23 protein-coding genes are annotated in these 25289 nt (G+C 62.8%); 7 read left to right on the forward strand and 16 right to left on the reverse strand.

Annotated elements, in window-relative coordinates:
* Positions 1-68: 68 nt before the first annotated feature.
* Together BMY03_RS03025 and colR are read right to left on the reverse strand one after the other, a co-directional pair.
* Positions 69-1388, reverse strand: coding sequence for a sensor histidine kinase (locus BMY03_RS03025; protein ID WP_023629767.1), 1320 nt, complete (start codon positions 1386-1388; stop codon positions 69-71).
* Positions 1378-2061: a two-component system response regulator ColR gene (gene colR / locus BMY03_RS03030; protein WP_023629768.1), complete on the reverse strand. Its 684-nt coding sequence runs from the start codon at positions 2059-2061 to the stop codon at positions 1378-1380. The genes BMY03_RS03025 and colR overlap by 11 nt, the downstream gene beginning before the upstream one ends.
* 179 nt (positions 2062-2240) lie before the next feature.
* On the opposite strand from colR, the gene BMY03_RS03035 reads away from it, so the two are divergent.
* Complete coding sequence (locus tag BMY03_RS03035) at positions 2241-2969, forward strand: phosphatase PAP2 family protein (RefSeq protein WP_023629769.1); 729 nt, start codon at positions 2241-2243, stop codon at positions 2967-2969.
* An 82-nt stretch (positions 2970-3051) separates the two neighbouring features.
* Here the strand turns inward: BMY03_RS03035 and groL are convergent, their stop codons facing one another.
* From groL to BMY03_RS03060, 5 genes are all read right to left on the reverse strand, one after another.
* The gene (gene groL, locus BMY03_RS03040) at positions 3052-4692 is read right to left on the reverse strand and encodes a chaperonin GroEL (RefSeq protein ID WP_023629770.1); all 1641 of its coding nucleotides are present in this window, start codon (positions 4690-4692) and stop codon (positions 3052-3054) included.
* Positions 4693-4740: 48 nt separating this feature from the next.
* The gene (locus BMY03_RS03045; protein ID WP_003260750.1) at positions 4741-5034 is read right to left on the reverse strand and encodes a co-chaperone GroES; all 294 of its coding nucleotides are present in this window, start codon (positions 5032-5034) and stop codon (positions 4741-4743) included.
* A gap of 280 nt (positions 5035-5314) precedes the next feature.
* On the reverse strand, positions 5315-5776 hold the full coding sequence (locus BMY03_RS03050; RefSeq protein ID WP_023629771.1) for an FxsA family protein: 462 nt from the start codon (positions 5774-5776) through the stop codon (positions 5315-5317).
* A gap of 66 nt (positions 5777-5842) precedes the next feature.
* Entirely contained in the window at positions 5843-6568 is a 726-nt protein-coding gene (locus tag BMY03_RS03055) for a HugZ family pyridoxamine 5'-phosphate oxidase (protein ID WP_023629772.1), read from the reverse strand.
* A 133-nt stretch (positions 6569-6701) separates the two neighbouring features.
* Complete coding sequence (locus BMY03_RS03060) at positions 6702-7709, reverse strand: DUF481 domain-containing protein (protein ID WP_023629773.1); 1008 nt, start codon at positions 7707-7709, stop codon at positions 6702-6704.
* A 152-nt stretch (positions 7710-7861) separates the two neighbouring features.
* On the opposite strand from BMY03_RS03060, the gene BMY03_RS03065 reads away from it, so the two are divergent.
* Together BMY03_RS03065 and BMY03_RS03070 are read left to right on the forward strand one after the other, a co-directional pair.
* Complete coding sequence (locus tag BMY03_RS03065; protein WP_038707422.1) at positions 7862-8215, forward strand: MGMT family protein; 354 nt, start codon at positions 7862-7864, stop codon at positions 8213-8215.
* Between the two features lie 44 nt (positions 8216-8259).
* Positions 8260-9807 (forward strand): AmpG family muropeptide MFS transporter, encoded by a 1548-nt coding sequence (locus tag BMY03_RS03070; RefSeq protein ID WP_023631292.1) that lies wholly within the window; start codon positions 8260-8262, stop codon positions 9805-9807.
* 87 nt (positions 9808-9894) lie between these two features.
* Here the strand turns inward: BMY03_RS03070 and BMY03_RS03075 are convergent, their stop codons facing one another.
* From BMY03_RS03075 to BMY03_RS03085, 3 genes are all read right to left on the reverse strand, one after another.
* On the reverse strand, positions 9895-11139 hold the full coding sequence (locus BMY03_RS03075; RefSeq protein ID WP_094010362.1) for an MFS transporter: 1245 nt from the start codon (positions 11137-11139) through the stop codon (positions 9895-9897).
* A gap of 198 nt (positions 11140-11337) precedes the next feature.
* On the reverse strand, positions 11338-12174 hold the full coding sequence (locus tag BMY03_RS03080) for a mechanosensitive ion channel family protein (protein WP_023631294.1): 837 nt from the start codon (positions 12172-12174) through the stop codon (positions 11338-11340).
* Between the two features lie 113 nt (positions 12175-12287).
* Positions 12288-12773, reverse strand: a complete 486-nt coding sequence (locus BMY03_RS03085; RefSeq protein WP_011535522.1) for a YajQ family cyclic di-GMP-binding protein — start codon at positions 12771-12773, stop codon at positions 12288-12290.
* Positions 12774-12873: 100 nt separating this feature from the next.
* Here BMY03_RS03085 and BMY03_RS03090 point away from each other — a divergent pair, with 100 nt between their 5' ends.
* Genes BMY03_RS03090 through BMY03_RS03100 form a run of 3 tightly spaced genes read left to right on the forward strand, consistent with a single transcriptional unit; the run spans position 12874 to position 16421 of the window.
* On the forward strand, positions 12874-13791 hold the full coding sequence (locus BMY03_RS03090; RefSeq protein ID WP_094010213.1) for a putative 2-dehydropantoate 2-reductase: 918 nt from the start codon (positions 12874-12876) through the stop codon (positions 13789-13791).
* A 37-nt stretch (positions 13792-13828) separates the two neighbouring features.
* Positions 13829-15856, forward strand: a complete 2028-nt coding sequence (locus BMY03_RS03095; RefSeq protein ID WP_038707420.1) for a sensor histidine kinase — start codon at positions 13829-13831, stop codon at positions 15854-15856.
* A 1-nt stretch (position 15857) separates the two neighbouring features.
* Entirely contained in the window at positions 15858-16421 is a 564-nt protein-coding gene (locus BMY03_RS03100; protein ID WP_094010214.1) for a cob(I)yrinic acid a,c-diamide adenosyltransferase, read from the forward strand.
* Between the two features lie 66 nt (positions 16422-16487).
* Here the strand turns inward: BMY03_RS03100 and BMY03_RS03105 are convergent, their stop codons facing one another.
* The 4 genes from BMY03_RS03105 to secA form a co-directional block, all read right to left on the reverse strand.
* Positions 16488-17432 carry a Nudix family hydrolase gene (locus BMY03_RS03105; RefSeq protein ID WP_038707419.1) on the reverse strand — a complete coding sequence of 315 codons (945 nt, stop codon included), beginning with the start codon at positions 17430-17432 and terminating at the stop codon, positions 16488-16490.
* A complete protein-coding gene (locus BMY03_RS03110; RefSeq protein ID WP_038707418.1) occupies positions 17429-18061 on the reverse strand; it encodes a glutathione S-transferase family protein in 633 nt (210 codons plus the stop codon). Before BMY03_RS03110 ends, BMY03_RS03105 begins: the two co-directional genes overlap by 4 nt.
* Positions 18062-18115: 54 nt before the next feature.
* Positions 18116-19333 carry a bifunctional glutamate N-acetyltransferase/amino-acid acetyltransferase ArgJ gene (argJ, locus tag BMY03_RS03115; RefSeq protein ID WP_038707417.1) on the reverse strand — a complete coding sequence of 406 codons (1218 nt, stop codon included), beginning with the start codon at positions 19331-19333 and terminating at the stop codon, positions 18116-18118.
* An 88-nt stretch (positions 19334-19421) separates the two neighbouring features.
* Positions 19422-22157: a preprotein translocase subunit SecA gene (secA, locus tag BMY03_RS03120; RefSeq protein WP_031314821.1), complete on the reverse strand. Its 2736-nt coding sequence runs from the start codon at positions 22155-22157 to the stop codon at positions 19422-19424.
* 351 nt (positions 22158-22508) lie between these two features.
* Here secA and BMY03_RS03125 point away from each other — a divergent pair, with 351 nt between their 5' ends.
* Complete coding sequence (locus BMY03_RS03125) at positions 22509-22958, forward strand: DUF721 domain-containing protein (RefSeq protein WP_023629816.1); 450 nt, start codon at positions 22509-22511, stop codon at positions 22956-22958.
* A 104-nt stretch (positions 22959-23062) separates the two neighbouring features.
* On the opposite strand, the gene lpxC is transcribed toward BMY03_RS03125, so the two are convergent.
* Both lpxC and ftsZ read right to left on the reverse strand, forming a co-directional pair.
* Positions 23063-23974 carry a UDP-3-O-acyl-N-acetylglucosamine deacetylase gene (gene lpxC / locus BMY03_RS03130; RefSeq protein ID WP_023629817.1) on the reverse strand — a complete coding sequence of 304 codons (912 nt, stop codon included), beginning with the start codon at positions 23972-23974 and terminating at the stop codon, positions 23063-23065.
* A 112-nt stretch (positions 23975-24086) separates the two neighbouring features.
* A complete protein-coding gene (gene ftsZ, locus BMY03_RS03135) occupies positions 24087-25283 on the reverse strand; it encodes a cell division protein FtsZ (protein ID WP_023629818.1) in 1197 nt (398 codons plus the stop codon).
* Between the last annotated feature and the right edge of the window lie 6 nt (positions 25284-25289).

A 25289-nucleotide genomic window follows, 5' to 3' on the forward strand; every position in this document is an offset into this window, starting at 1 on the left:
CGGACGTTGGCGTCAGGTCATGCCTATGTGAAAAATCCGTAGGAAAAATCAGCAGGTGTTACCGGAAGTTAATCCGGATCCAATATCCCGTCGGGTCCCGGCGGCAGTGGGGCTCCCTGGCTCAGGTCGACCCGGAAACGGCAACCATGGGGCAGCGTTGTCGTCAGGGTCACGCGCCAGCCCTGGTCGTCACAGATGCGCTGCACCAGTGAAAGGCCCAGCCCCAACCCTTCGCCCCGACGCTCGTCGCCTCGCACGAAGGGCCGGAACATCGCTTCGCGCTGCTCCTCAGGGATTCCTACCCCACTATCTTCCACGCTGAAGCCATTGGCCTCCAGGCTGAGACGGATATAACCGCTATCGGTGTAGTGGGCGGCATTGCGCAACAGGTTGCCCATCACCGACTGCAGGAATGTAGCGTTGTACAGCACCGGGCTGGCGCTTACCCGGCCGTCGTAATACAGCGCCAGTCCCTTCTGTTCGATGGTGTCGCGCCAAACGCCGATCAAGTCGTCACCTACCTCGCGCAGCGACGCCCGTGAGGCCACAGCGCCCTCGTCTCGCTGCGCCCTGGCGAGCATCAGGAAAGTCTTGACCAATTCGCGCATCTCCTCGGTCGCCCGGACGATACGCTCGACATGGCTGCGAGCACGGGGTTCGAGATTGGGGTTCTCCATCAACAGCTCGCACGAAGTGGCCAGGACCATCAGCGGCGTTCGCAGCTCGTGGCTGACATCACTGGTGAACAAGCGCTCACGGGTCAACGCATCACGCAGGCGGCCCAGGGTATCGTCGAAAGCGACGGCCAACTGGCCGACCTCGTCCGCCGCATAATCCGGTGCCAATGGCGGCGCCAATCCCAGCAACTGGTCACGGTGGCGGACCTGGCGCGCCAGACGGATCACCGGTGCCATCACACGTCGCGCCAGCAGCCAGCCGAGAATCACCGCAAGGGCCAGGCTGAGCACGAAACCGACCACGACAACGGCGAACAACACTCGCTCGCGCTCTTCGAAGTCGCTCTGATCCTGCAGCAGCACATAACGTCGGCCGTCAACGATCTCGACCATCGCGTGGTACGAGAGCTGATCACGAAATACCTCGTGAAAACCTGCATCCAGGTGACGCAGGTCCTTGGGTAGTTCGAAATCGTCGCGCCCGCCGCTGAAGTAGAACAACTGGTCGGGACGCGGCCGGTGGCTCCAGTCGCTGACGCTGTCCATGCGCAGCAAGCGTTGCAAGTCGCCACCGAGCACAGAAGAGATCAACCGCTCTTCAACCAGGTGCACTGTGGCGACAATGCCGAAGGCAAAGGCCCCGGCCACCAGCGCGCTCATCAGCGCAAAGGCGATGATGATGCGCTGGGCAAGGCTCTGCTTAAACTCCATCACGGCCCTCGGCGAGGCGATAGCCGACGCCATGGACGGTATGTAGCAACGGTTTTTCGAAAGGCTTGTCAATCACCTGGCGCAGCTGGTGCACGTGGCTGCGCAGGCTGTCGCTGTCGGGGCAGTCATCGCCCCACAAGGCTTCTTCCAGTACTTCGCGGCGCAGTACATGGGGGCTCTTCTGCATGAGTACGGCCAGCAGTTTCAGACCCACAGGGTTGAGCTTGAGCAGACGGCCCTGGCGGGTCACCTCGAGGGTGTCGAGGTCGTAGGTCAGGTCGACCACCTGCAAGGTGCGCCGGCCGCCCCCCTGGGCACGGCGCAGCACTGCCTCGATGCGCGCGGCCAGCTCCGACAAAGCAAACGGCTTGAGCAGGTAGTCGTCTGCGCCCGAGCGGAAGCCTTGCAGGCGGTCGTCCAGCTGGTCGCGGGCGGTGAGCATGATCACCGGGGTGTCGCGGCGGGCATCCTCGCGCAGACGTTTGCACAGGGTGTAACCGTCGATGCCCGGCAGCATGATGTCGAGCACAATCAGGTCGTAGTGTTCGGTCGCGGCCAGGTGCAGGCCAGACAGGCCATCCTGGGCACAGTCGACGGTGTAGCCCTTCATGCCGAGGTAGTCGGCCAGGTTGGCCAGAATATCGCGGTTGTCTTCAACCAAAAGAATGCGCATCAAGATCTCCTTTGCGGCGCTTCGCCGGGCGCGGCAGGCGCAGCTTACGGCCATTGCGCGCATGGTGCCATGCCCTGAAGCTAAAACACCGGCCTTGACAGTTTTTTCACCGATCATTCACGGACACAGGATAGCGGCCCGAGGACAATGCACCGTCTCGTCCACCCTCTGGAGTCACCATGCAGGCTAGCGTCTCCCCTCGTCCGATCAACCCATGGCTTTACCTGGGCATCCCGTTTATCACTGTCGTGACCCTTGTTTTGCTGGAATGGACTTCGCTGGACATGGACCTTGCCAACCTGTTCTACGAACCGACCGCCGGCGGATTCATTGGCCGCCACAGCTATCTGCTGGAAAACATCCTGCATGACCGCGTCAAGCAGGGTGTGATCCTGTTCGGTCTGCTGGCATTGACCGGGTTCGCCCTGAGCTTCTTCTGGAACCGAGTGGCGGGCTGGCGCCGCGAGCTAGGCTGCCTGGTACTGGCGCTGGCGCTGTCGACGGCCTTCGTCACGCCACTTAAGAAGGTTACCCAGGTGCAGTGCCCCTGGAGCTTGACGCAGTTCGGTGGCAAGGAGACCTACAGCAAGTTGCTCGAAGCCCGTCCGGCCACCGACAAGCCTGGCCTGTGCTGGCCCGGTGGGCATGCGGCGACCGGGTTCTGCCTGTTCGGCCTGTTCTTCATGCTGCGTGACCGCAAGCCACGTCTGGCCCGGGTCGCGCTGGCAGTGGCCTTCGTCGCCGGGTCGGTGCTGTCGATCGGGCGGATGATGCAGGGCGCGCATTTCCTGTCACACAACGTGTGGACAGCGGTGTTCTGCTGGCTAATCGGGCTGGGGTCGTACTACCTGATTCTGTATCGCCACGCGACGACCAAGCTACCTGCTGTCGAGCGCAGCGCAGCCTGATCCCTGGCAGGGACAAGGAAAACGAAGAAGCCCCGGTTCTCACGAACCGGGGCTTCTTCTTGGTACCGGGGGTAAGGCTGGCTTACATCATGCCGCCCATGCCACCCATGCCACCCATGTCAGGCATGCCAGCAGCTGGCTTGTCTTCCGGCAGGTCGGCAACCATGGCCTCGGTGGTGATCATCAGACCGCCGATCGAAGCTGCGGCTTGCAGGGCCGAACGGGTGACCTTGGCTGGGTCCAGGATGCCCATCTCGATCATGTCGCCGTACTCGCCGGTAGCGGCGTTGTAACCGTAGTTGCCCGAACCTTGCTTGACCTTGTCAGCGACAACACTTGGCTCGTCGCCGGCGTTGGCAGTGATCTGGCGAAGCGGCGCTTCGACTGCGCGACGCAGCAGGGCAATACCGACGTTCTGGTCTTCGTTGTCACCTTTGAGGTCAACGATGGCCGCCAGGGCGCGAACCAGGGCAACACCGCCGCCAGGCACCACGCCTTCTTCAACGGCTGCACGGGTAGCGTGCAGGGCGTCTTCAACGCGAGCCTTCTTCTCTTTCATCTCGACTTCGGTGCCTGCACCGACCTTGATCACGGCAACACCGCCAGCCAGCTTGGCCAGACGCTCTTGCAACTTCTCACGGTCGTAGTCCGAGGTAGTGTCGGCAACCTGGGCACGGATCTGGGTAACGCGCGCCTGGATGTCGGACTCTTCGCCAGCACCGTCGATGATGGTGGTATTTTCCTTGGAAAGGATGACGCGCTTGGCGTTACCCAGGTGCTCCAGGGTGGCGGTTTCCAGGGACAGGCCGATCTCTTCGGAAATCACGGTGCCGCCAGTCAGGACAGCGATGTCCTGCAGCATTGCCTTGCGGCGATCGCCGAAGCCTGGTGCCTTGACTGCGGCGACCTTGACGATGCCACGCATGTTGTTGACCACCAGGGTAGCCAGGGCCTCACCCTCGACGTCCTCGGCAACGATCAGCAGCGGACGACCGGCTTTGGCTACAGCTTCCAGTACCGGCAGCAGCTCACGGATATTGGAGATCTTTTTGTCGACCAGCAGCAGCAGCGCGCCTTCAAGCTCAGCCACCATGGTATCCGGCTTGTTGACGAAGTACGGCGACAGGTAGCCACGGTCGAACTGCATGCCTTCGACGACAGACAGTTCGTTTTCCAGGCCCGAGCCTTCCTCAACGGTGATCACGCCTTCTTTACCGACTTTTTCCATGGCTTCGGCGATGATTTCACCGATGGAGTTGTCGGAGTTGGCGGAGATGGTACCTACCTGGGCGATGGCCTTGGAGTCGGCGCATGGCTTGGACAGGTTCTTCAGCTCGGCGACAACGGCAGCGGTGGCCTTGTCGATGCCGCGCTTGAGGTCCATCGGGTTCATGCCGGCAGCGACGGCCTTCAGGCCTTCGTTGACGATGGCCTGAGCCAGAACGGTGGCGGTGGTGGTGCCGTCACCGGCAGCGTCATTGGCCTTGGAAGCAACTTCCTTGACCAACTGGGCGCCCATGTTCTCGAAGGCGTCTTTCAGCTCGATTTCTTTGGCGACGGAAACACCGTCCTTGGTGATGGTCGGCGCGCCGAAGCTCTTGGCCAGAACCACGTTACGGCCTTTCGGGCCCAGGGTCGCTTTTACCGCGTCAGCCAGAACGTTGACACCAACCAGCATTTTCTTACGAGCGGAATCGCCGAATTTTACGTCTTTAGCAGCCATGATCGTTTAATCCTTGGAATTCTTTGGAGTAACGGGAAGTCGGGGAAATCAGCCTTCGATGACGGCGAGGATTTCGTTCTCGGCCATGACCAGCAGGTCTTCGCCATCGACTTTCACGGTGTTGCTGCCCGAGTAAGGGCCGAAAACCACTTTGTCACCCACTTTCACGGCCAGCGCACGTACTTCGCCGTTGTCCAGGATGCGACCGGTACCTACCGCAACGACTTCACCGCGGTTTGGTTTTTCAGCGGCCGAACCCGGCAGGACGATACCGCCAGCGGTTTTCGATTCTTCTTCGCTGCGACGGATGACGACGCGGTCATGCAGAGGACGAAGCTTCATTGTCGATCTCTCCCAAATTGTGGTTTTCATCGGCCGGTGCCAGCACCGGCGGGTTGATTCGATCCGGCGTTGCCGGGGATGGCCCGCAAATGGCGAACCACCTGTGTCATGTCTGGTGTTGCCACCAGAAACCTTGCGGTGACCACATACATGAGGCCGCCAAAATCGATTACAAGGCTTGAGAGGAAAAATTTTCAGCCCCCCATCGCAAAAGCGGACCTGCCTCGCGACAGCTTCAGCCATCGCGGGGCAAGCCCGCTCCTGCAACACACCCTGGGTATTATTTATCGCGTCGCTCGTACTCGCCCTCGATCACATTCGGACGATGCCCGCCATCGCGGGGCTGGGCCTGGAGCGGATCGTCCTGGAACGCCCGCTGGCGCAGGGCCTGCTCTTCGGCGCGGCGACGCAGCCGACCGACCACCAGGCGTCGAGTGAACGGCAGCAGGCACAGCAGGCCCAGCAAGTCACTGATGAAGCCCGGCAGCAGCAACAGGCCACCACCGACGGTGAGCATCAAGCCCTGGAACATGTCCTCGGCTGGCAGTTCGCCGCGCTGCAGGCTCTCCCGGGCACGCAGGGCGGTGGCCAGGCCAGCAACGCGCATCACCAGCACCCCAAGGGCGGAACCGGCGATGATCAGCAGCAGCGCCGGGAAGAAACCGATTGCCGCACTGACCTTGACGAAGACGAACAGCTCCAGCACGGGGAAAAGCAGTAACAGCAATAGAAAAGCACGCATCAAGGGTTCCTCGACGGAAGAGAATCTTCCTGTAAGACCATCAGATGGATGCCTCGACGCAGGTTTTCAACCCTCGCCTTGCGACGAACCGGGCCATACATCCGCACGAGCCAGCGAAACCAAGGCCTCGCGAACTTGTGTCGGGGTGTTGCAAGTAGTGGGGAAAGGCAACCAGTAGATGCCCTGGCCTATACGCAAGTGCATGCCCTCGCTGTCGATACCAACCATGTGTGCCGAACGCGGTAGCCCTGACAGTTTTGCATAGTGGTCAATAGCATTGGCATGGTCGTCATTCATATGCTCGATCATGCTTTGTTCGGCTTGGCCCGCAAAGGGATTGGCCAGCGTCACCTGATCTAGCCAGTGGATCGCGCCGAAACCACCGATGTAGCGGTGGCGTACTGGCTCAAGCACCCAGAAGTCGAAATCGTGAGCCTTATGGTAGTTCGCAGATTCGGGGAAATACCGGTAGTAGCGACTCGCAGCAGCCTCGATAGCGGCATCGTCAGTGAGTTTGCGGGCCTCGGCCATTACCGTCAGCCGCCCGACTGCCTGGACATCCTCGGCGTCGCGCTCACCCACCAACAGCGAGCATTTGGGATCCCGCTGCAGGTTATGGGTATGCTGGGCGATGCGGCTGATGAGGATCAGCGGATGACCGTCGGCGTCGAGGCAATACGGCACCACCGAGCCGAATGGGAACCCTGGCATCGATTTGGAATGCGTGGAGAGGACACCGCGGTATTCCTTGAGCAGCAGTTCCCGGGCGGGGCGAAGGGCGTTGGTACTCACTGGAGAGGCTCCTGAAAAAATCAGCTGCAAGCTATAAGCTACAAGCGACAAGAAAAAGCAAGGCGGCACCGTCCGTTGAGACCGCACACACGACGCTTGCTTGCCGTTTGTAGCTTACTGCTAACGCCTGTTTTTACCAGGTAACGCCGAATCCGGCGGTATAGCGGGTTTTGTCCAGATCGCTGTCGCGGGTGCCCTTGATCAGGTCCTTTTCGGCCTTGAGGTTGAGCGAGGCCCACTCCGTGACTTTGTAACGCAGCCCCATCTCGGCATCCAGCGAGTAGTCGGCGACGCCGCCCAGCGGCTTGCCAAACTCGCCATTGGTGAAAAACTCGACTTTTTTGCCGATCAGGTAGCGGTTGTAGTCCCATTTCACCGCGGCGGAATAGAAATTGTCCTTGCCGCCATCGCGGTACTCGAAGTCCGTGCGGTTGATCAGCGAACCCAGCGAGAACGCGCCGAGTTCGTCGTCCCAGAACTGATAACCCGGGCCGGTACCGACGGTGCGCTGGCGGGCCAGATCCTCGATATGGTCACGCTTGTATTCCAGGCGCCCCTGCCAGAACCACTTCTCGGTGATGAAACGGTCGAGCGCGTACTCGGCGCTCCAGTTATTGGTGGTGGTGACATCGTCCTTGGTCTCGCGGTTGTACTCGCCCTCGGCGTTGTGCCGCCAACGGCCATGACGGGCGGTGGTCTTGAAGCTGACGTCATAGTCGTCGGTGTTGTTCTCGGCGCGCTTGTAGTCCATCGCCACATCGACGTTGCCCTTCCACAGGAAGTCTTCGACCACGGGGCGCGGCTTCATGATCTGCTCGATGCTGGCCAGCTCCACGGTCTTTGGCGCCTCGCCATTGGCCAGAGTCACCTTGCCGGGTTCAGCGGCTTTCAGCGACTTGGCCTTCTCGCCGCTGTACGCATCTTGCTTGACCAGCAGTTCCTGATCGCTTTCCAGCGTCTTCACCTGTTTCCAATCCAAGGCGATCGAACCGCCATAGGGGGTTTCCAGCAGCAGCTTGCCGCCATCGAAGACCTTGATCTTGCCGCTCAGGCGGTCACCGTTCTTCATCCACACGGTGTCAGCGAGCACGGGCGTACAAAGGGATGCAGCGATGAAACACAGCAGGGTTCTAGAAGACATAAGCGCAATATGGGTTCGATTCGACGAAAAAGCCGGGCATTATCCAGATACCGACAACCTGAGCAAGGACAGACCCAGACCATGCCGATGAGTTCCACTCGCATTTGCCGCGACCTTCTGTCCGGTTTCATCTGCAGGACAGGGATCTCCTGATGTGCGCCCTCGATCCAGCTGCGGCGCAAGATGCAGATGCCCGACGAATGGCGCTGTATTCTGTACTCGGCCAGGTACCGGAGGGAAAAGTCGTCAGCTACGGGCAACTGGCCGAGCTTGCAGGCCTTGGCCGCGCGGCGCGGTGGGTGGGGCGCACACTTTCGCAGCTACCGCAGGACACTCGCCTGCCCTGGCACCGGGTGCTGGGCGCGGGTGGCAGGCTGAGCCTGGCCCTGGGCACGCCCTCGGGCGACGAACAACGCGCCCGGCTACGCGCAGAAGGCGTGAATGTGGCTAATAATCGTGTGGATATGGCGCGCCATGGCTGGCGTCCGATGGAGCACAGCGGTTAGAGTGCGCGCTTTGTTTTCGCAAACCTTGAGGCAGATGTTGGCCCATGCCCCGTAAAACCTGGCGCGCTGCGCTCGCTGCCTATGCCAGCCCGTCAACTTTGGTGCTTTTGCTGCTCGGATTCGCCGCCGGCCTACCGTACATGCTGGTGTTCTCGACGCTTTCTGTATGGTTGCGCGAGGCCGGCGTGGCCCGCGAGACTATTGGCTACGCCAGCCTGATCGGCCTCGCCTACGCCTTCAAATGGGTCTGGTCGCCGCTGCTCGACCAGTGGCGCCTGCCACTGCTCGGCGGCATGGGCCGGCGCCGTTCGTGGCTGCTGCTGTCGCAGGTCCTGGTGGTGCTAGGGCTGGTCGGCATGGGCTTCTGCGATCCGCAGAAACACTTGTCGTGGCTTGTCGCCCTGGCAGTGCTGGTGGCCTTCGCCTCGGCCACCCAGGACATCGCCGTCGACGCCTACCGCCTGGAGATTGCCGACGACCAGCGCCAGGCCGCCCTGGCCGCCAGCTACATGGCCGGCTACCGGGTCGCCGCACTGCTGGCCACTGCCGGTGCGCTGTTCTTCGCCGAGTGGTTCGGCTCCACCGGTTTCAGCTACTTGCACGAAGCCTGGACCGGCACCTACGTGCTGTTCGGCGTGCTGATGCTGCCCGCCGTGTTCACCACCCTGGTGATGCGTGAGCCGCCGGTCCCCCTGCGCACCCAGCTGTCGGCCGCGCGCTATGGCTTGATGCACCAGCTGGCGTCGGTGTTCGTACTGATCATCCTGCTGGTCTCGGTGCCGGCAAGTTTCACCCAGATGTTCAACACCGATTGGGGCAGCGTGGCGTTCGGCGACGCGACCATGCTCGACCTGCTGCTCGAAGATCGGGCCTTCCTACGCCTGATCCTCTATGTGCTGCTGACCTGGGCCTGCCTGTCATCCCTTGGCCGTCGCGGCCTGGCGCCGGTACTCACGCCGGTCAACGACTTCATCGTGCGCTATCGTTGGCAGGCGCTGCTGTTGCTTGGGCTGATCGCCACCTACCGCATGTCCGATACGGTGATGGGCGTGATGGCCAACGTGTTCTACATCGACATGGGCTTCACCAAGGACCAGATTGCCAGCGTCAGCAAGATCTTCGGCCTGATCATGACCCTGGTCGGCGCCGGCGCCGGGGGCCTGCTGATCGTGCGCTTCGGCATCCTGCCGATCCTGTTCATCGGCGGCGCGGCCTCGGCAGCCACCAATATCCTGTTCCTGATGCTGGCCGACATGGGCCCGAACCTGGAAATGCTGGTGGTCACCATCTCGCTGGACAACTTCAGTTCGGGGCTTGCCACCTCGGCCTTCGTCGCCTACCTGTCGAGCCTGACCAACCTGAAGTTCTCGGCCACCCAGTACGCCCTGCTCAGCTCGATCATGCTATTGCTGCCACGCCTGATCGGCGGCTATTCCGGGGTCATGGTGGAAAAGTTCGGCTATCACGACTTCTTCCTGGTCACCGCGCTGCTGGGTGTGCCGACGCTGGTGCTGATCGCGCTGCACTGGCGCCAGGAAGTCGGTCGGGGAAAGCCGGCGCCGGTGGAGAGCCCGGCGGCTGAACAACACTAGGCCTTCACTGGCCTCATCGCGGGGCAAGCCCGCTCCCACGTATTCAGTCTGAGGACTGCGTGGGAGCGGGCCTGCCCCGCGATGTTTCTACTGTGTCGCAGTTCCGTCCCCCGAACGCCCGCCTACCACGAACCACAAGGGCCACAGCGCAAGCGCGCCCGCCACGCCCGCAGCCAGGGCAAAGTGCATCAGGCTGGCACCGCCCCCCAGCATCGCCAACACCGCACCGCCCAATCCCAGCAAAGCGATGGTGATCATGCCCAGCATCGCCGACACCAGGCCCTTGCTCTGCTCACTGGAGAACAGCGTCATGCGGTACAGCACCGCGTTGGCCACGCCCAACCCCAAGGCGTACAGCGACATGCCGGAAACCACGCTGGTCACCGTTGGCCAGAGCCAGGTTGCCAGGGCCATCAGCGACAAGCCAGCCAGGTAAGGCCACAGAGCGCCACGCACCAAGGCCGGCAGCGGGTAGCGATCGGCGATACGGTTGATGATAAGGTTACCCAGGATCAGCCCGCCGAACACCGGCAATTGCCAAAGCGCGTATTCCATCGTGCTCAGGCCTTCATCATGGATCAGCAGCACAGGTGACAGGCCGATCCAGCCAATAAGAGGCAAACCTACCAGTCCCAGCGCCGCGCTACCGGCCACGAAACGACGATTGCCCAGCAACTGGCCATAACCTGCCAGCAATGGCAGCAGATGAATGGGCGTGAACGGCAGGCACGAGCCGTCGCGGCGCTCCACCCCCAGAGTTTCCGGCATCAGCCGGTAGAGCAGCAGCCAGCACAGCACCGCGCCGCCGGCGAAGGCCACGAACAGCCACCGCCAGTCCAGCCACTGCAGCATCAGGGTGCCCACCAGTGGGCCAAGCAACGGCGACAGCAGCGCGATGTTGGCCAGCAGCGCCATCATGCGCACCGCGTCGGCCTCGCTGAATGCCTCGTTGAGCGCCGGGTAGCTGACTGTGACGACGAAACCCAGGCCGATGCCCTGCAACAGCCGCAGCAGGTTGAACCCACCGATATCCTGGGCCCAGAAGGTTGCCAGGCACGCCCCCCCGAAGAACACACAGCCCGCCAGCAACAGCGGGCGCCGGCCATAGCGGTCGGCCAACGGGCCGATCAGCCATTGCAGCAGCACGCCACCCAGCAGGTAGAGGTTGAGGGCATGGGGAATGTATTCGGGGCTGGCCTGGAGATCGCCGACCACGACCGGCATGGCGGGCATGACCGCGTCGCTCGCCAGATAGGTCAATAGTTCGAACAGCGCCAGGGTGAGGCCGAACAGCAGGGCGCGCAGGGGAGTGATATACAGCAGAGGTTTCATGGCGGACATCGGATTGGCAGGCAAGATCAGGGTGTATGCCAGATATGGCAGCGCCTGGCTGTGAACAAGTGTAAAAAACAGGGCCGCTTCGCGCCCCATCGCCGGCAAGCCGGCTCCCACAGGTTGACTGTTGACCCTGTGGGAGCCGGCTTGCCGGCGATGGGGCGCGAAGCGGCCCCGATTTCGCGGACGCTTATGTTACGCCACGGTCTCCTGCACCACGCGAATCACTCGCTGTGGAAAGGGAATGTCGATGCCTTCGGCCTTGAGCCGATCACGGGCATGTTCGTTGAGCATGAACATCACGTCCCAATAGTCGGCGGTCTTGGTCCAGATGCGCAGCGACACGGTGATCGAACTGTCGCCCAGGGTCGAAATCACCGCCTGCGGCGCCGGGTCCTGCAGTACACGCGGATCCTGGGCCAGCTCCAGCAGTACATTGCGAGCCTTCTGCAGGTCGGCGTCGTAATCCACCCCCACGTCGAACACCACCTTACGGGTCGGCTGGCGGTTGGTGTTGGTGATGATGCCGTTGGACAGGCTGCCGTTGGGCATGATCACGGTCTTGTTGTCGCCAGTGCGCAGCACGGTGTGGAAGATCTGGATGCTGTCCACGGTACCGCTGACCCCTTGGGCCTCGATCCAGTCACCGATACGGAAGGGGCGGAACATCAGGATCAACACGCCGCCGGCGAAGTTGGCCAGGCTGCCTTGCAAGGCCAGGCCGATAGCCAGGCCGGCGGCACCGATGGCGGCGACGAACGAGGTGGTCTCGATACCGATCATCGACGCCACGCTGACCATCAGCAGCACTTTCAACACGATATTGGCCAGGGTGCTGATGAAGCCCTGCAGTGCGGCGTCGGCGCGCAGGCCCACCAGCTTGCCGAGACGGGCGCTGAGTTTGTTGATGATCCACCAGCCGATGGCCAGCGTCAGCAGCGCCAGCAACAGGCGGCTGCCGTACTCCATGATCAAGGGAACCCAGGTCTGCGATTGGCGAACAAGCTGATCGACTTCAGCGTTCAAATCCATGTTTATCTCCTGATGCCGAACGGCAAGTACACAGTGAAGCGGGCAGCGCAAAGCCAGCGGCCCTGACCCCGATGGACATCAATGCGCCATCAAGGTTCCGGGCCGCTGTACGATCAGTCGCGGAAGTTGTTGAACTGCAGCGGCATGTCGAATTCCTTGGTGCGCAGCAAGGCAATGGCCTCCTGCAGGTCATCGCGCTTCTTGCCGGTGACGCGAACCTGCTCGCCCTGGATGGCGGCCTGGACCTTGAGCTTGCCGTCCTTGATGGTGGCAACGATCTTCTTGGCCAGGTCCTTGTCGATGCCTTCGCGGAACTTGGCTTCCTGCTTCTTCTCCTTGCCCGAAGCGTAGGGATCCTTGGTTTCCAGGCATTTGACGTCGATCTTGCGCTTGACCAGTGCCAGGCGCAGGATTTCCAGCATGGCCTCGAGCTGGAACTCCTCCTCGGCGGTCAGCAGCACGGTCTGCTCCTTGTCCTTAAACTCGAAGGTGCCCTTGCCCTTCAAGTCGTAGCGACGGTCGAGGTCCTTGATGGCGTTGTCGACAGCGTTCTGCACTTCGTGCTTGTCCAGTTCCGATACCACGTCGAACGAAGGCATGGTTGATCTCCAGAAAAAAAAGCGCGCTCGGCCTGAAGATGGAGCGCGTCGGGTTTGATGGTTAAAATGCGGACTCATTATAACGGGTTGCGAAACGCAGATGAGCAGCACCTGGCATATTCTCGGCGCCGGCAGCCTCGGCAGCCTCTGGGCCTGCCGCCTGGCCCGCTCGGGCAAGGCAGTCCGCCTTATCCTGCGCGACCAGCAGCGCCTGGCCGCCTATGAACGCAAGGGCGGGCTGACCCTGATGGAGCAGGATGTCCAGCACCACTATGCGATCCCCGCGGAGAGCTTCGACGCGCCCGGCCCGATCCATCGCCTGCTGGTCGCCTGCAAGGCCTATGACGCCGCGCCTGCCGTGGCGCGCCTGGCCCCCAGGCTGGCCCATGGCGCCGAGCTGATACTGCTGCAGAACGGCCTGGGCAGCCAGGACGAGGTCGCCGAGCAGGTGCCCCACGCCCGCTGCATCTTCGCCTCCAGCACCGAGGGCGCGTTCCGCGAAGCCGACTGGCAGGTTCGCTTTGCCGGCCACGGATTCAACTGGCTGGGTGATCCGGCCAGCCCGGGCATGCCGACCTGGTTCGACGACCTGCACGAGGCCGGCATACCGGCCGAGTGGGCGCTCGACATCCCTGCTCGCCTGTGGCGCAAACTGGCGCTCAACTGTGCGATCAACCCACTGACGGTACTGCACGACTGCCAGAATGGCGGCCTGCTCGGGCACCTGACCGAAGTCGACCCGCTGTGCGACGAACTGGTCAACCTGCTGCATCGTTGCGGCCAGCCCGAAGCGGCCAGCGACCTGCACGAGGAAGTACAGCGAGTGATCCTGGCCACCGCGGCCAACTATTCTTCCATGTACCAGGATGTCCGCCATGGCCGGCGCACCGAGGTCCACTACCTGCTCGGCCACGCCTGTCGTGCCGCCGGCAGACACGGCCTGGCAGTGCCGCAACTGGAACACCTGCACCGACGCCTTGTCGATAACCTGCAGGCCCGCGGCCTGCGCAGCGACTGATCCTGCCCATTCATCGGAAACGGACACACTCAGACCCATGACCCTGCGTCAACGCCTGGAAAACCTCCCGGTCGGGCAGAAACTGCTGGCGGCCCTGCTGGTGCTGCTGGTGACCATTCTGCTGGTGGCTAACCTGGCATTCATCAGCGCCGCCTACTGGATCACCCAGGAGAGTATGGCCCCCCAGGCCCTGCAGACCATCGGCAAGCTGGTGTCCAATCCGCAGTTGTCGGCCCGCGCCGGCGACACACCGGAGACCGCCAGCGCGCTGCTCAAGGAACTCGACAGCTATGCCCCCCTGCGTGCCGCGGCGATCTATGGCGGCGATGGCCGCCTGCTGGCGCAACTACAGCATGGCGACCCGCTGACCCTGCCCAAGCGCTACCGCAACATCGATGGCTGGCGCCTGATGGAGTTTCGCAGTACTCAGCTGATCCGCCTGCCGCGCAGCGCCGCCCCACCCGCACATCTGCTGCTGGTGGCCAGCAGCGAGTTGCCCACCGCGTTCTACACCGGCACCCTCTCCGCCAGCCTGGCGATCCTGGTTTTCAGCGTGCTGCTGTGGCTAGTCATCGCTCGGCAGATCAAACGCCTGATCACACTGCCGATCAACCGCCTCGAAGAGCTGACCCGCCAGGTCACCCGTGAGGAGAGCTATGCCCTGCGCGCCCAGCGCGGCAATGACGACGAGATCGGCGGCCTGGCTGAAGCGTTCAACACCATGCTGTCGCGCATTGAAGCCCGTGAACAGCAACTCAAACGCACCCGGGACGAATTCCAAAACGCCTACGACCAGGCCCAGGGCTTGGCTGAGGAAACCCGCCACACCAACCGCAAGTTGGAGCTGGAAGTCCAGGTCCGCAGCAAGATCGAGAAAAAGCTCACCGGTTTCCAGAACTACCTCAACAGCATCATCGACTCAATGCCCTCGGCGCTGATCGCCCTCGATGAACAGCTCTACGTCACCCAGTGGAACCACGAGGCCACGGTACTCTCCGGGACACCGCTGGACGAAGCGCTGAACCAACCGATCTTCCTCGCCTTCGAGCCGCTCAAGCCGTTCCTGCCGCAGCTCAAGGAGAGCGTGGAGAAACACCGGGTGGCCAAGATCGAGCGGGTCACCTGGCCAAAGGGCGAGGACCTGCGTCACTACGCGCTGACCTTCTACCCGCTGATGGGCGGTGGCGGACGCGGCGTGGTGATCCGTATCGACGACATCACCCAGCGTCTATCGCTGGAAGAAATGATGGTGCAATCCGAGAAGATGCTCTCTGTCGGCGGCCTGGCGGCCGGCATGGCACACGAGATCAACAACCCGCTGGGCGCGATCCTGCACAACGTGCAGAACATCCGCCGCCGTCTGTCGCCGGACCTGCCGCGCAATCAGGAGCAGGCCAACGAGCTGGGCATCGACCTGCCGACCATCAATCGCTACCTGGCCAGCCGCGAGGTGCCACAGTTGCTCGACGGCATCCAGCAAGCCGGCGCGCGGGCCGCGAAGATCGTCACTCATATGCTCAGTTTCAGCCGCCGCAGCAACCGCCAGCTAGTCCCTTGCGACCTGCCGGCGTTGATCGACCAGGCGGTGGAGATTGCCGGCAATGACTTCGACCTGGCCATCGGCTTCGACTTCAAGGGACAGGCCATCGTCCGCCAGTTCGACCCACAGCTGGGGCCGGTGCCCTGCACCGCCAACGAACTGGAGCAGGTGCTGCTGAACCTGCTGAAGAATGCCGCCCAGGCCATCCACCAGCGCCCGCAACCCAGCGAGCCTGGGCGTATCACCTTGCGCACCAGGCTCAACCCGCCCTGGGCGGAAATCCAGGTCGAGGACAACGGCGTCGGCATGCCCGAGACGGTGCGCAAGCGCACCTTCGAGCCATTCTTTACCACCAAGGAGATCGGCCAGGGCACCGGCCTGGGCCTGTCGGTGTCGTATTTCATCATCACCAACAACCACAAGGGGCAGATGGAAGTGCAGTCCACCCCCGGCCAGGGTACCTGCTTCACCCTGCGCCTGCCCCTGAACCAGGCCCAACCGGCCCCCCTGAACACGGAGACATGACATGGGCTATCGCCTGTCGAAGATCTATACCCGCACCGGCGACAAAGGTGAAACCGGCCTGGGCGACGGGCGCCGGGTGCCCAAGGACCATCCGCGCGTCGAGGCGATCGGCGAGGTCGACAGCCTCAACAGCCAGCTCGGCGTGTTGCTGGCGGGTCTGGCCGAGGCAGGGCTGAGCGAGCTGATCGAGGTGCTGGCGCCTTGTCAGCATCGGCTGTTCGACCTGGGGGGCGAGTTGGCGATGCCCACTTACCAGGCGCTGAACAGCGTTGAAGTGGAGCGCCTGGAGGCTGCGATAGACCGCTGGAACGACGAGTTGGGGCCACTGAAGAACTTCATCCTCCCCGGAGGCTCGATGCTGGTGGCCCAGGCCCATGTATGTCGCAGCGCGGCACGCGCAGCTGAACGACGCTGCCAGCAGTTGAACACGCTGGAGCCGCTGGAGGGAGTGGGGCTGGCCTACATCAACCGGCTGTCGGACCTGCTGTTTGTCGCAGCACGGATCATTGGACGACGCCAAGGTGTCGACGAAGTGCTGTGGCAGGCGGCCGAGAAGCCCGTCTGAAAGCATCGCGGGGCAAGTCGGAGCGGCGCTGCGGCGCCCCGACTTGCCCCGCGATTGGCGGATGACTCAAGCCCCAGGCCAGAACGCCCGAATCCCCGCCACGCCCTGGGCACCGGCATCCCACGCCTGCTCCCGCTCACCCGGCCCCACCCCACCCAGCAGAAACACCGGATGGCTGATCCCGGCGATCAAGCGCTGTGCCTCATCCCAACCCAACGGCTCAGCCTCAGGATGAGTCTGCGTCGCCTGCACCGGCGACAGGGTGACGAAGTCCACCCCCATCTGCTCGGCCAATGCCAGCTCCTCGGCACTGTGGCAGGACGCCGCCAGCCAGCGCTCCTTCGGGAACGGCCGGCCCTTGGCCGCGTACTTGCGCAACTGCGCGGCGGTCAGGTGCCAGCCGGCAGACGGGAAGTCGCCGAGCCATTCAAGCGGCCCCTTGAGCATCAGTTGCGCCTTGCCTGCGCACAGGCCGACCGCGTCGACCGCCACATCGCGGTACTTGGGGTCGTACATGTCCGGTGCCCGTAGCTGGATCAGCCTGATACCGCTGGCCACGGCCTTCTGGATACCTTTGAGCAACTCGGGCACTTCCAGACCGTCCGGGGTGATCAGGTATTGATCAGGTAAACGCGCGGCGGCGACGATCGGCTTGTTCGCCTCGGGGAACGCATACTGCCCCAGGTCACGCGGAGCCACCCACGCCAAAGGCTGCCCTTCTGCCCCATGTGGCTCACCGGTAAAGCCATCCACCTCGCGCACATCGAGCAACACCTGCTTGTCCGGGTAATCGTGGCTGACCTTGATCAGCGGGCGTGAACCCGTGACCTCGATGCCCAGCTCCTCGCGCAGCTCACGGGCCAGCGCCGCTTCGACGCTCTCCCCCGCTTCCACCTTGCCGCCGGGGAACTCCCACAAGCCGCCTTGGTGCTGAGTATCCGCACGACGGGCGATCAGGATGCGACCATCGGCACCGCGGATGACCGCGGCCACTACATGAATCCGTTTCACCCTTCACGCTCCGCCAGGCCCGCCCGCTGCCAGGCCTGGAAGGCCGGCCACTGGTAGATGGTTTCGATGTAGGCGGCGGCCTCGGCCGGCACCTCGACGCGGTAGGTGCGCAGGCGCACGGCCACCGGGGCGAAGAAGGCATCGGCCAGGGTCGGCCGGCCAAACAGGAACGGGCCGCTATCCTTGGCCACCAGGCGGCACTCGGACCACAGGGCGACGATGCGGTCGATGTCGACCTGCACATCCAGCGGCACGCTTTCCAGCGCCTGGTCGCGGGACAGGTCGAACGGCATGGCGCCGCGCAGGGCGAAGAAGCCGCTGTGCATCTGGGCACAGGCCGAACGGGCCTGGGCACGGGCGGCGATGTCCTCAGGCCACAGGCGAGCCTCAGGGTGGCGTTCGTTGAGGTATTCGGCGATGGCCAGGGAGTCGGCGATCACACCATGCTCGCTCTGGAGCAGCGGCACCTTGGCGGTGGCCGAGAAGGCCAGCAGGCGCTGGCGGGTGTCGGGCTGGTTGAGCTTGACCAGGGTTTCTTCGTAGGGGGTGCCAGCCAGCTCAAGAGCCAGGGCGCCGCGTAGCGACCAGGAGGAATACAGCTTGTCGCCGATGATCAGGTGATAGCTCATGGTTCGGCTCCATAAAATTCGGGATATTGGGGCTGCTGTGCAGCCCCTGTGACATCAGGTGCGGTATTCGGCGTTGATCTTCACGTACTCGTGGGACAGGTCGGTGGTCCAGATGGTTTCGCTGCACTGGCCACGGCCGAGGTCGATACGGATGGTGATCTCTTCCTGGGCCATCACCGCCGAGCCTTGCGCCTCGGTGTAGCTCGGGCTGCGCCCGCCTTTGCTGGCGATGCACACGCTGTCCAGATACACGTCGATCAGGCTGACATCCAGCTCGGGCACGCCGGCGCGACCGACAGCTGCGAGAATGCGGCCCCAGTTGGGGTCGGAGGCGAACAGCGCGGTCTTGATCAACGGCGAGTGAGCCACGGCGTAGCCGACGTCCAGGCACTCCTGGTGGTTGCCACCACCGTTGACCTGCACGGTGACGAACTTGGTGGCGCCTTCGCCGTCACGGACGATAGCCTGCGCCACCTCCATGCACACTTCGAACACCGCTTGCTTCAGTGCTTCGAACAGCGCGCCGCTGGCTTCGGTCACTTCCGGCACATCGGCCTTGCCGGTGGCGATCAGCATGCAGCAGTCGTTGGTCGAGGTGTCGCCGTCGATGGTGATGCGGTTGAACGACTTGTTGGCGCCGTCGAGCATCAGGTCCTTCAACACCGCCGGGGCGACCTTGGCGTCGGTGGCGATGTAGCCGAGCATGGTGGCCATGTTCGGGCGGATCATCCCCGCGCCCTTGCTGATGCCTGTGACGGTGATGGTCTTGCCGTCGAACTGGAACTGACGGCTGGCGCCCTTGGGCAGGGTGTCAGTGGTCATGATGCCGGTGGCGGCTTCGGCCCAGTTGTTTTCCGACAGATTGTCCAGGGCGGCCTGCAGCGCGCCTTCGATCTTCTCGACCGGCAGCGGCTCGCCGATCACACCGGTGGAGAACGGCAGGACCGACTCGGCCGGCACGCCGGCCAGTTCGGCCAGCCTGGCGCAGGTGCGCTCGGCGGCGGCCAGGCCCGGGGCGCCGGTGCCGGCGTTGGCGTTGCCGGTGTTGGTCAGCAGGTAACGCACGGTGCCCTGCACGCGCTGCTTGGAGAGGATCACCGGTGCCGCGCAGAAGGCGTTGAGGGTGAACACGCCGGCGACGCTGGAGCCTTCGGCGCAGCGCATCACCACCACATCCTTGCGCCCCGGGCGCTTGATGCCCGCCGAGGCGATACCGAGTTCGAAACCGGGAACCGGGTGCAGGGTGGGCAGGGGACCAAGACCAACAGCCATTAGAGCGCTCCTAGATAAATCGGTTGAGAACAAAAAGCGGGGCCGCAAAGCGGCCCCGGATGTGTCACGTTACTGCAGGTGGTTCAGATCATTCAATCTGACCATGGCAATGCTTGAATTTCTTGCCCGAGCCACACCAGCAAGGCTCGTTGCGACCGAGCTTCATGTCGTTGCGCACAGGGGCCGATGCGACGGCGACTTCAGCGCCCTCCTCGGCCAGTTGCTCGCCTTCCAGGCCAGGTGCGGCGGCGTGCTGGAACTGCATGCGGCTGGCCAGTTCCTCGGCCTCGCGGCGCAGACGGGCTTCTTCCTCGACCGGGTCTTCGCGACGGACCTGAACGTGCGACAGCACGCGGATGGTGTCGCGCTTGATCGACTCGAGCAGCTCCTGGAACAGGGTGAAGGATTCGCGCTTGTACTCCTGCTTGGGGTTCTTCTGCGCATAGCCGCGCAGGTGGATACCGTGGCGCAGGTGGTCCATGGTCGACAGGTGGTCTTTCCACAGGTCGTCCAGCACGCGCAGCAGGATCTGCTTCTCGAAGGTACGCAGGGCGTCGATGCCGGCCTGGTCTTCCTTCTCGTTGTAGGCGTCGGTGATTTCCTTGAGCAGCTTCTCGCGCAGGGTCTCCTCGTAGAGGTGATCGTCCTCGTCGAGCCACTGCTGGATCGGCAGCTTCATGGCGAAGTCGCTGGACAGCGAAGCCTCGAGGCCAGCCACGTCCCACTGCTCGGGCAGCGACTGCGGCGGGATGTGCTGGCTGATGGTTGCATCGAGCACTTCCTGGCGGAACTCGGCGATGGTGTCACCGATGTTCTCGGCCGCCAGCAGGCTGTTGCGCATGTGGTAGATCACCTTGCGCTGTTCGTTGGCCACGTCGTCGTATTCGAGCAGCTGCTTGCGGATATCGAAGTTGCGACCCTCGACCTTGCGCTGCGCTTTTTCGATGGCGTTGGTCACCATGCGGTGCTCGATGGCCTCGCCGGACTGCATGCCCAGGGCCTTCATGAAGTTTTTCACCCGGTCGGAGGCGAAGATGCGCATCAGGCTGTCTTCCAGCGACAGGTAGAAGCGGCTCGAGCCGGCATCGCCCTGACGGCCGGCACGGCCACGCAGCTGGTTGTCGATACGGCGCGATTCGTGACGCTCGGAGGCGATCACGTGCAGGCCACCGGCCTCCAGCACCTGCTGGTGACGCTTCTGCCAGTCGGCCTTGATCTGGGCGATCTGCTCGGCGGTCGGGTTGTCCAGGGCGGCGACTTCGGCCTCCCAGTTACCGCCCAGCAGGATGTCGGTACCACGGCCGGCCATGTTGGTAGCGATGGTCAGGGCACCCGGCGCACCGGCTTGCGCGATGATCTCGGCTTCTTTCTCGTGGTACTTGGCGTTCAGGACCTTGTGGTCGATACCTTCCTTCTTGAGCAGGTTGGACATGTGCTCGGAGGTTTCGATGGTCGCGGTGCCGACCAGGACAGGACGGCCCTGGGCCATGCTTTCCTTGATGTCGGCAATGATCGCCGCGTACTTCTCGTCGGCGGTCAGGTACACCAGGTCGTTGAAATCCTTGCGCGCCAACGGCTTGTTCGGCGGGATGACCATCACGTTGAGCGCGTAGATCTGCGCGAACTCGAACGCCTCGGTGTCGGCGGTACCGGTCATGCCCGACAGCTTGGTGTACAGACGGAAGTAGTTCTGGAAGGTGGTCGAGGCCAGGGTCTGGCTTTCGGCCTGGATGTTCAGGTTTTCCTTGGCCTCGATGGCCTGGTGCAGGCCCTCGGACAGGCGGCGGCCCGGCATGGTGCGGCCGGTGTGCTCGTCGATCAGGAGGATCTGGCCATCCTGGACGATGTACTCGACGTTGCGGTGGAACAGTTTATGCGCCCGCAGGCCGGCGTAGACGTGGGTCAGCAGGCCCAGATTGTGCGCGGAGTACAGGCTCTCGCCCTCGGCCAGCAGGCCGGATTGGGTGAGCATGTCCTCGATGAACTGGTGGCCGGCCTCGTTCAGTTCGACCTGGCGGCTCTTCTCGTCGATGCTGTAGTGACCCTCTTGGGTCACCTGGCCTTCGACTTCCTCGATGTGCTGGGTCAGGCGCGGGATCAGGCGGTTGATCTCGATGTACAGCTTGGAGCTGTCCTCGGCCTGGCCGGAGATGATCAGAGGGGTACGCGCTTCGTCGATGAGGATCGAGTCGACTTCGTCGATCACCGCGAAGTTCAGCTCACGCTGGAACTTCTCGTCCTGGCTGAACGCCATGTTGTCGCGCAGGTAGTCGAACCCGAATTCGTTGTTGGTGCCGTAGGTGATGTCGGCGGCGTAGGCGGCACGCTTCTCTTCCGGCGGCTGGAACGCCGAGACGATGCCGACGGTCAGGCCGAGGAACTCATACAGCGGGCGCATCCAGTTGGCGTCGCGGCGGGCCAGGTAGTCGTTGACGGTGACCACGTGCACACCCTTGCCGGACAGCGCATTGAGGTAGACGGCCAGGGTACCGACCAAGGTCTTGCCTTCACCGGTACGCATTTCTGCGATCATGCCTTCGTGCAAGGTCATGCCGCCGATCAGCTGGACATCGAAGTGACGCATGCCCATCACGCGCTTGCCGGCCTCGCGGGCTACCGCGAAGGCTTCTGGCAGCAGTTGGTCGAGCGTTTCGCCTTTGGCCAGGCGTTCCTTGAACTCTGCGGTCTTGCCCCGCAGTTGCTCATCGGAGAGGGCCACCATCTTCTCTTCGAAGGCATTGACGGTGCTCACCGTCTTGAGCATGCGTTTGATTTCACGCTCGTTCTTGCTTCCAAAAAGTTTTTTTAACAAAGGCGCAAACATATCGGCAGGATCTTCCACACGTAGGGATGGAGGGCGGCCCCATGAGTCGCCCGTGCAGCCCAGAGGCCGCATGCGAACGAGCATTCTACCCGGAAACGATGGTGAGGAAAGTGGTGGATTTCCACGATGCTGGCACAGCGCTTTTAGGGGGCCTGACTAACATAGGGCCTTTTTGCACAAGTTCAAGGTGCGCATAGATGAAACGTATCGCCAATGACTTGTATCAAGATCCGACGGACGATCGCGGGGCCAGTCTGCTCCCGCCCCTGATCACGGCGTGTGGGCCGAGCGGGCCCCGTGATGAATGACCAACTGTTAGACTGATGGTCCTGTCATTTTCAGCGCAATCCCATGGCCTACAAACCTAGCCCTGCCCGCCCACCCGCCGACCTGCTGCGCAAGGCGCGGCCACTGCGCTTGCTGCTCAACCAAGCCGAGCGCATCGAGCATCTGCAGCGTCTGCTCGAGAGTCAGTTGCAACCGGCCGCCCGGGAGCATTGCCACGTGGCGTCCTGGAAGGAAGGCACCTTGTTGCTGGTGGTAACCGACGGCCATTGGGCTACCCGCCTGCGCTACCAGCAGAAGCGTCTGCAACGCCAGCTCCAGGCCATGGAAGCCTTCGCCAACCTCAGCCGCATCCAATTCAAGGTACAGCCGCCCTTGGTCCCAGCGAAGCGCGCAGGCCAAGGCCCGGAGCTGACGGAAACTGCCGCGTTGAGCATCCGCGGGTCCGCCGAGGGCATCAGCGATCCCAAGCTCAAGGCGGCGCTGGAGCGGCTGGCGACACATGCCAAGACTTGATCGGTTTTGCTCAAACCCGACTCCAAATAAGATGCAACCTGGATCATCGCGTATAAAAAAGGCCACCCGAGGGTGGCCTTAATCACTAGAGAGAGTGTTCGAACTTACACAGCCGCAACAGGGCGCATGTACGAGATCGGTGCCGTGCTGGCATCTTCGAAAGTCACCACTTCCCAAGCATCGGTTTCCGCGATCAGCTTGCGCAGCAGCTGGTTGTTCAGCGCGTGCCCGGACTTGTATCCCTTGAACTCGCCGATCAGGCTGTTGCCCAGCAGGTACAGATCGCCGATGGCGTCGAGGATCTTGTGCTTGACGAATTCGTCATCGGAACGAAGGCCGTCTTCGTTTAGCACACCCGTCTCGTCGACGACGATGGCGTTCTCGACACTACCACCCAGCGCAAGGTTGTGCTTGCGCAGGTACTCGATGTCACGCATGAAACCGAAGGTACGGGCACGGCTGACTTCCTTCACGAACGAGGTGCTCGAGAAGTCGACAACAGCGCTCTGGGTCTGGCCCTTGAGGACCGGGTGATCGAAATCGATCTCGAAGCTCACCTTGAACCCGTCGAAGGGCAGGAAAGTGGCGCGCTTGTCACCCTCTTCCACTGTCACTTCACGCAGGATGCGGATGAACTTCTTCGGTGCGTCCTGTTCTTCCAGGCCGGCCGATTGGATCAGGAATACGAAGGGTCCGGCACTGCCATCCATGATCGGCACTTCCGAGGCGGAGAGCTCGACGTAGGCGTTATCGATGCCCAGGCCCGCCATGGCGGAGAGCAGGTGCTCGACCGTATCGACTTTGACGTCACCGTTGACCAGCGTGGTCGACATGGTGGTCTCGCCGACGTTGGCCGCGCGCGCCGGAATTTCGACCACAGGGTCGAGGTCGGCGCGACGGAAGACGATGCCGGTGTCGACAGGCGCAGGCTTGAGGGTCAGGTAGACCTTCTCCCCGGAGTGCAGGCCGACGCCTGTGGCACGGATGGTATTCTTCAGGGTGCGTTGTCTAATCATGGCATTGGCCGCTTCAGCGCAAATTGCGAACAGGTATCAACAAAGGCTGGGGATGATAACAGACCCGGCCTTTGCTGAACACCAATCACCCTTATACCCCTGATAAATTCCATTAATCGGCCTGACGACGCAGGAACGCCGGGATATCCAGGTAATCCAGATCGTCCTGGGGGTTGAGTTTAGCGGCAGCCGCAGCACCTGCGTGGGCTTGGTTGCGCATCACGGTCGGGCGCTCCAGGTCACGGTAGTTGACGGCCGACTGCTCCTGGCGAGCCGGGGCAGGATTGGAGGCCTCATATGCCTGCTGAGCAGTCTGCAGGGTGTTGTCGACCACCTTGACCGGTTTCTCGATGCGCGCGCCCAGGCCAGTGGCCACGACGGTCACGTGCAGCTCGTCGCGCATGTCCGGGTCGATCACGGTGCCGACCTTGACCATCGCGTGGTCGGAGGCGAAGGCCTCGATGATGCTACCCACGTCGGAGTACTCGCCCAGCGACAGGTCAGGCCCTGCGGTGATGTTCACCAGGATGCCGCGAGCGCCCTGCAGGTTGACGTCTTCGAGCAACGGGTTGCGGATCGCCGCCTCGGTGGCTTCGCGAGCACGGTTCGGGCCGCTGGCGCAGCCGGTACCCATCATCGCCATGCCCATCTCGCCCATCACGGTGCGTACGTCGGCGAAGTCGACGTTGATCATGCCCGGACGCTTGATGATGTCCGAGATGCCGCGCACGGCGCCGGCCAGCACGTCGTCAGCCTTGGCGAAGGCGGACAAGAGGCTTGCATCCTTGCCCAGGATGGTCAGCAGCTTCTCGTTGGGGATGGTGATCAGCGAGTCGACGCTTTCAGCCAGCATGCGGATGCCTTCATCGGCGATCTGCATGCGCTTGCGGCCTTCGAACGGGAACGGACGGGTCACCACCGCGACGGTGAGGATGCCCATTTCCTTGGCCACTTCGGCGATGATCGGCGCCGCGCCGGTACCGGTACCACCACCCATGCCGGTGGTGATGAATACCATGTTGGTGCCCTGCAGCACTTCGGCGATGCGCTCACGGTCTTCCAGCGCGGCCTGACGGCCGACTTCCGGATTGGCGCCAGCACCCAGGCCCTTGGTCACACCGGTGCCCAGTTGCAGGATGGTGCGCGCGCCGATATTTTTCAGCGCCTGAGCATCGGTGTTGGCGCAGATGAATTCCACGCCCTCGATGCTGCTCTTGACCATGTGGTTGACGGCGTTGCCGCCGCCACCGCCGACGCCGATCACCTTGATGACCGGACTTTGCGGGACGTTGTCTACGAGCTCGAACATTTTCCC

This window comes from Pseudomonas soli (genome assembly GCF_900110655.1).
Taxonomy (GTDB): domain Bacteria; phylum Pseudomonadota; class Gammaproteobacteria; order Pseudomonadales; family Pseudomonadaceae; genus Aquipseudomonas; species Aquipseudomonas soli.